Source organism: Novipirellula sp. (assembly GCF_041583735.1).
Lineage (GTDB): Bacteria > Planctomycetota > Planctomycetia > Pirellulales > Pirellulaceae > Novipirellula.
In genome coordinates this window covers 1-4,067 of the sequence record NZ_JBFHFD010000733.1, presented here as the reverse complement: position 1 = coordinate 4,067, position 4,067 = coordinate 1, and the positions used below count along the sequence as shown (strand labels likewise).

At 56.3% G+C, this 4,067-nt stretch carries 2 protein-coding genes and 1 pseudogene; all 3 read right to left on the bottom strand.

Annotation, left to right across the window (positions count from 1 at the left end; translation table 11 throughout):
• Positions 1-589: pseudogene (locus ABX962_RS31820) on the bottom strand (hypothetical protein); the annotation flags it as partial.
• A 105-nt stretch (positions 590-694) separates the two neighbouring features.
• Positions 695-2,056, bottom strand: a complete 1,362-nt coding sequence (locus tag ABX962_RS31815; RefSeq protein ID WP_372725651.1) for a Gfo/Idh/MocA family protein — start codon at positions 2,054-2,056, stop codon at positions 695-697.
• 114 nt (positions 2,057-2,170) lie between these two features.
• Positions 2,171-4,067 (bottom strand): sulfatase-like hydrolase/transferase (locus tag ABX962_RS31810; protein ID WP_372725649.1); only part of this gene is annotated, 1,897 nt, incomplete at its 5' end.

Sequence of the window (4,067 nt, the reverse complement as noted above, 5' to 3'; positions counted from 1 at the left end):
GCACTGCATTTTCGTCGGTCGTAAAGTCGCTGCGTACAGACGGCGTGACAACCAACGTTGTCGAAATGACTGCGGACCATTCTTTGCGGTTGAAAAAGGTCACGCCGGTGTTGTAGAGCGTGCCCGGCAGGTCGATGGTGTTCGGCCCATTCAAATGGTCGGCGCGAAAATAGGGGCGTAAGACAAGGATGTTTTCCAGGCTGCCAAGGGGCACCGCGAACCCTGCACGGGCTTCTTCGAACGTGATATCCAATCCACCCGCCGCGTCGCCGGTGTCCAACAAGTAACCACCAAGCAGCTCCGCTCCCTGGTAAAAACTTTTGCGAAATCGCTGTACGGGAGTTTCACGCAGTGCAAAGAAGGCAGGGTCGTACGCTTCGATCATCGGCGACGGAGCGTACTGAAATTCGTCTGCAAATGCAGGGACGCCGGCAAAGCTCGGTGTCAGCTCTTGCGAATGCAACGGAGACGTCGCCAACGTCCAAATCAGGGCGATGGCAGGCGAAAGGAGGCGTTTACGTAATCTCAGCGACATCCTGGCTCCGTCGGGGTCGGTGACCACCAGGATTAGCAAACACGAGAGGCCCACGGCAAGGCCGGCCTGAGGGGGGAAAACTGCGTCCGCGGGGCGTCAACGTCCTGGTGAAGCGTCATCCAAAACAGACGTGTAGGCGCAACAGGTGAGGCTATTCCGTTAGACGATCTTCGTTTTGCTGCCGGGCACCGGCACAGGATAGCGGCCTTGGTCGTCGGGAATCACGGGGGCGGCATCGGCGAGCGAATGCATGACCGAGGTGTCTGCCAATTCGATGCCGCTATTGATGGCATCGTCCCAGCGGACGACTTTGCCGCTGTAAGTCGCCATCCGGCCCATGATCGCCGTCATCGTGCTGTGGGCACCGTATTCACCTTCGTTGACCGTTTCACCGCGGCGAAGTGCGGTGAACAAATCGGCGTGTTCTTGCGCGTAGCCACGGTTGGCTGATCGCGGATCGACATCACTTTGCCAAATCACATTACCGCGTGCATCGTGCAGGATCGCGTTGGCGATATCCGCCGACCCCTGCGTGCCGTGGACGAATTCGCCAATGCTGGTCCGGCAACCTTTGATGTGGCGACATTGGCTCAGCATTCGCGTGCCACTGCCATAGGTGTACTCGACCATGTGATGATCAAAGATCTGGCCATGGTCGATCCCGTCACGCACTTCGCGGCCACCTTGGCCTTGAGCTTCGATCGGATGCGATTTCATCAACCAATTGATCACGTCCAAATTGTGAACATGCTGCTCGACAATGTGGTCACCGCTAAGCCAGTTAAAGTAGTACCAATTGCGAAGTTGGTATTCGAGTTCGGTTTGCTCGTCGGTTCGCGGACGCACCCACACTCCTGCGCCATTCCAATAAGCTCGTGCAAAGACGATCTCGCCAATCGCACCCTCTTGGATACGCTTGACGCACTCGCGGTAGCGAACTTCATGGCGTCGCTGCAGTCCAACCGCGACTGCCAAACCATGTTCGATTGCCGTTTGGTTGGCCACTAACACGCGGCGAACCCCGACCGCATCGGTCGCCACCGGCTTTTCCATGAACACATGTTTGCCCGCCTGGACCGCCGCCTCGAAATGCAGTGGACGAAAACCAGGTGGCGTTGCCAAAATCACGACATCCGCGTCACTGGACATCACCTTTTTGTAACCGTCGAGTCCGACGAAGCGGCGATCGTGAAGATCGACTTGTGAGGCATGCTTGCCTTTGATCGTTCGATAGGCCGATTGCAAATTGTTTTCGAACACGTCGGCCATCGCGACCAATTTCACGTCACCGCCGTGAGTGCGGAGCGCATCGAGTGCGGCTTCGGTTCCCCGTTTGCCACATCCGACCAAGCCAATGCGGATCGCATCGCTACCGAAAGCATGGGCTGCGCGAGCGACACCAAGCTCGGCGCCTGCGATCGCTCCGCCCGCCAAAATAATGCCGCCCCCCTTCAAGAATCCACGTCGCGATGGAGTCTGCGTCGGCAGGCAGGATTGCGTTTTGGGGGGGCGAGTTGGCATATCAGTGAACAAACCCTAGGCAGAAACGGAGCAGCAGGTACGTCGTCGGCGTCATCTAGAATACCCAGCGGTGAGGTTTCCAGCAAACATGACCCCCAGAACAACAAATCCCCATTATTTCATCACTTCAATGACGACTTGGTTTACGGTCCCTTCGAGTGGGAAGGGAACCGCATACGGCCCCACCGCCCCATTTTCGTCCTGCCCTACCTGCAACCCGTCGAGCGGTTGTTCGTCGAGCAATCCGTTGATCGTGGACTCCGCGACTTGTTTCTCGCCGATCTTTAGCTGCACGGTTCCCGGTTTACTAACAATCGCGGTCACTTGCTGTTGGCCGCTGACACGGGCGTCGGACGTCGTCACCACTCGTTTGCCATTTTGGGTCCATCCAAAACAGAGTTTTCCGTTTTTCAGAAACAGCGACCAACCTTGCGACGATCCTCCCTGAGCCACGATCACTCCGTCCCCTTTGACATCAATGTTCGCAGTGACCGCAAACGCTTTGTTCTTGAGGTAGGGTGCCTCGGTTCGATCGAGTTTGTCACCCATGTTCAGTTGGAACCGAGTCTGTTTCACGTTCATCGTCGCTCGTTCAGCATGTTTTTGATTTCCTGGATTCAGCGGCAATACGTTGGCACGCTCGGCATAAGCTTGCCACATCGCCGCAAGTTTTTGCACCGTCTCGGGCATCTCGCTGCTCAAGTCACGTTGTTCACTGCGATCGTTGGCGATGTTGTAAAGTTCCCAGTCGCCCTTTGCTCCTTTCGCCACCAATTTAAGGTCGCCGACTCGAGCGGCGCGGTTCCCTTCGTGTTCCCAGTAGATCGCCTCGCGGTCAAATTTATTGCGAGTCTCCGCATCGTCGGCAAATAATGGAACCAAGCTTTTTCCTTCCATGGGTTTGATTGCCTTGCCATCGTGGTAGATGGCGGGATAGGCCGCTCCGGACACATCCACGGCGGTTGCCATCAAGTCGATCAAATGCCCCGGAGTGGTTTCCAGTTCGCCGTGCCGCCGGATTTTGGCAGGCCAATGGGCGATTAACGGAGTCGAGATGCCACCCTCGTGCGTCCAGTGCTTGTATTCACGAAACGGCGTGTTGGAAACCGTGGCCCAGCCGCGGCCGTAACCGATCGCCGTGTCCGCAGGTCCTGCCATCGATCCTTTGCCTGTACGCATTACAAAGCCATCGCGTGTTTGTTTCGGTGTCATATCGGGCTGCAGATAGTCCGCAGGCAAAGTCGCAAGCGTCGGCTTGTCCGCTCGCTCGCTACCGACGCCACCACGGCCATAGCCTTCGGCGCAGCCCCCGTTGTCTTGTAGAAAACAAATCAGCGTGTTTTCAAATTGCCCGGTGTCTTTCAGCGATTGAACGATACGTCCAATGCCTTGGTCCATCGAATCGATCATTGCCGCATAGACTTCCATATTCCGTTTGTCCCATTCCCAGAACTTGGATTCTTTCCAAGCATCGGGGATTGGCCAATTGACGGTGCTGTCAGCGTCGATCAAGCCGAGTTCAAGCATCCGCTTGTAACGCGCGTCACGGATCGCATCGTAGCCGGCATCGTACACACCGTTGTACTTGGCAATGTCTTTGTCCAATGCGTGCATCGGCCAATGCGCGGCGGTAAAGGCCACGTACATAAAGAAAGGTTGATCGCCGGTTTGAAAATGGTGATCGCGAACAAACCGTGCTGCATGATCGGCGATCGCGTCGGTGTAGTAGTAGGTTTCGCCCGGCCAATCCGCTTTGCCATATTCAGGATCATCAAAAGGCGAGATGAATTCGTTGTCACGCGTTAGCGTATTGGGGTCAAAAAAGCTGCCCGCGCCGTGGATGGTGCCGTAGAAACGATCAAAACCTCGTTGGATTGGCCAATTTGCTTTGTCGGCCTCCGTCTTCGGATTGATGGCTTTGGTGACGTGCCACTTGCCCGACATGTAAGAACGATAGCCCGCGTTCTTGAGGGCTTCGGGAATGGTCACGCAGTGTCGGCTCAGTTCACCG

Bases quoted from the DNA above. Each gene is read 5' to 3' on its own strand.
- ABX962_RS31815 (WP_372725651.1), bottom strand. From the start codon at position 2,056: ATGCCAACTCGCCCCCCCAAAACGCAATCCTGCCTGCCGACGCAGACT.